Genomic DNA, 2,423 nt, shown 5'->3' with positions numbered 1-2,423 from the left:
GTGTCCGACGGCGCCGGGGACAGATCGAAGCGCAGCCGTTCGTGGCGTGGCGCAGGTTGGCCGTCGGAGGCCACGAGAAGCTGCCCGCTCATCCCCAGGTGGACCAGCAGGGCTCGGTTCGCATCGGTCTCGTGAGACTCCGTGACGGGCAACCACAGGAATTTTCCGCGACGCTGCGCGTCCGTGACGGTCAGCCCGGTCACCCGATTGATGAAATCTTGGGGGCCGGCCACATGGCGGCGCAGGGAGCGTTCGTCGTTGACGGTGACGTGCTCAATGGTGCGACCGACCACCCAGTTGGCCACACCGCGTCGTACTACTTCGACTTCGGGAAGTTCGGGCACGGGCTCAGGCCTTGGGACCGTGGCGGTCGTAGACGGCTTGGCAGGCCGCCGCGGCGGCGGAGCGTTCTGAGGCCTTCTTGGAGGTGCCCTCGCCGTGACCCAATACCGTGCCGTTCAAGGACACGGACGCCGCGAAGTGGCGGGCGTGGTCGGGGCCGGTGCCCGCGACGTCGTACCGGACGGGCCCCAGCCCGTGGTGGGCGGCGAGCTCGCTGATCTCGGTCTTCCAGTCACGACCTTCATGAAGCACGTGGGAGTCTTCGAGCAGCGGAATGATCAGCCGCAGCACCAGGTCGCGGGCGGGCGCATCCCCGGCGGATTCGTAGGTCGCGCCGATCAAGGCTTCCATGGTGTCCGCGAGAATCGAGGGCTTTTCGCTACCTTTGGTGCGGATCTCGCCCTTACCCAGGCGGATGTGCGGACCGAGCTCCAGCGATCGTGCGATGTCCGCGAGAGTGCGTGAGGACACCACGGAGGCGCGGAGCTTGGCCAATTGGCTCTCGCTCCAGTCGGTGTAACGGTGGAAGATCTCATCCGTCACGGCCAACTGGAGGACCGCATCCCCCAGGAACTCGAGGCGCTCGTTGTGTTTTTCGCCCTCGTGTTCGTACGCGTAGGAGCGATGTGTCAGCGCAATGCGAAGCGTCTCGGTGTCGATATCGACACCGAGACGCTCAAGCAATGCACCGGGATCCGGCATGGTAGTCACGCTTATGCGTCAGCTACCTTGCGTCCCTTGTACTCATAGAACAAGGGGGTACCGGCGGAATCGGAAACGACCTTGGCCTGGTGCGGCAGGCTGTAGCTCACCTTGCCGTTTTCCACGGTCTTCACCAGTTTGGGGGCGTTAGCCTTCCACTGGGAGCGGCGCATCCGGGTATTCGCACGGGAAAGTTTCCGCTTGGGAACAGCCACGGTTATCTCTCTTCTCTCGTCTCGGTTGTCTGATCCGAAGTGTCAGAACCCTGGTCGGCGCTGTTCAGCAGCCCTTCCAGAGCGGACCAACGGGGGTCCAGCACTTCGTGGTGGTGATCCGGGTCATCCTCGAGCCGTGCACCGCATTGGGCGCACAAGCCCGGGCAATCAGCCCGGCACACCGGTTGGAACGGCAGTTGAGTGAGCACTGCGTCCCGAAGCATCGGTTCGAGGTCGATCTCCTCGTCCCGGACTTCATACACTTGCTCATCTTCGATGTCCTCGTCACCAACGGGGGAGGCATCGAACATGAAAAGTTCTTGTACGTCGACCGGTAAATCATAGTCAATCGGGTCGAGACATCTGCTGCACTCACCGTGAATACTGACGATGACGGTTCCGGATACCAGAATACCGTCGTGCACGGATTCGAGTCGAAGCTGCAGATCCATGGGCGCGCCTTCTGGCGAACCTATGAGTGCCGTACCGAAATCTTTCGGTGCGGGCACCTCGACCTCCAGGTTTCGCATGGTCCCCGGACGATGTTCGAGATCCCGAACGCTGTGCGTGAGGGCTGAACTATTGCGGTTATTCACGAAACTCCTGGCTGACGACATGGGCCGACAGATCATGGTAGCACGCACGCAAGGTGACGAGCCACGCGGTGGGGGCAGAACGCGACTAAGCAGCGCGGTCGCGTCCCTTGATGGCCTCCAGGACCTGGGGCGGGACAAAGTTGCTGACGTCCCCGTCCAGACCGTGGACTTCCATGACGAGCGTAGAGGATAAATGCAGCAGCGACGGCTCCCCCGGGACGAACACCGTCTCGACCCCGGTCAGGGTGCGGTTCATGGTGGCCATGGGTAGCTCGTAGTCATAATCGGCGCCGTTGCGCAGGCCCTTGACCAGCGCCACGGCGTCACGATCGGCCGCGTAATCGGCAATCAAGCCGGCCTTGAGCGGCTCCACGACCACCGCGGGTTGATCCGCAAACACCTCGCGCACGAGCCGCAGCCGCGTCTGCTCGTCGAAGCGGTGCTTCTTATTGGGGTTCGTGGACACCGCCACGATCACCTCCTCGAAGAGCCGACACGCGCGGCGGATCACGGCCACGTGGCCCAGGTGGATCGGGTCGAAGGAGCCGGGGCAGATTGCGCGTCGCAT

Annotated in this window: 5 protein-coding genes; all 5 read right to left on the bottom strand. The window is 63.1% G+C overall.

Translation table 11 applies throughout. From position 1 onward, the window contains the following. Nucleotides 1-344 (bottom strand): DNA-formamidopyrimidine glycosylase family protein (locus Q4E95_RS12865; protein ID WP_303383678.1); only part of this gene is annotated, 344 nt, incomplete at its 3' end. Between the two features lie 4 nt (nt 345-348). Further along, nucleotides 349-1,053: a ribonuclease III gene (rnc, locus tag Q4E95_RS12860; RefSeq protein ID WP_303383677.1), complete on the bottom strand. Its 705-nt coding sequence runs from the start codon at nt 1,051-1,053 to the stop codon at nt 349-351. A 2-nt stretch (nt 1,054-1,055) separates the two neighbouring features. Further along, nucleotides 1,056-1,259, bottom strand: coding sequence for a 50S ribosomal protein L32 (rpmF, locus tag Q4E95_RS12855; protein WP_031273047.1), 204 nt, complete (start codon nt 1,257-1,259; stop codon nt 1,056-1,058). 2 nt (nt 1,260-1,261) lie between these two features. After that, nucleotides 1,262-1,855 (bottom strand): DUF177 domain-containing protein, encoded by a 594-nt coding sequence (locus Q4E95_RS12850; protein ID WP_303383676.1) that lies wholly within the window; start codon nt 1,853-1,855, stop codon nt 1,262-1,264. An 85-nt stretch (nt 1,856-1,940) separates the two neighbouring features. Continuing rightward, the coding region (gene coaD / locus Q4E95_RS12845) for a pantetheine-phosphate adenylyltransferase (protein ID WP_303383675.1) at nt 1,941-2,423 on the bottom strand (483 nt) is incomplete at its 5' end.

It is taken from the genome of Kocuria sp. (genome assembly GCF_030536815.1).
Classification (GTDB): domain Bacteria; phylum Actinomycetota; class Actinomycetes; order Actinomycetales; family Micrococcaceae; genus Kocuria; species Kocuria gwangalliensis.
This window is presented reverse-complemented; position numbering and strand designations above follow the sequence as displayed.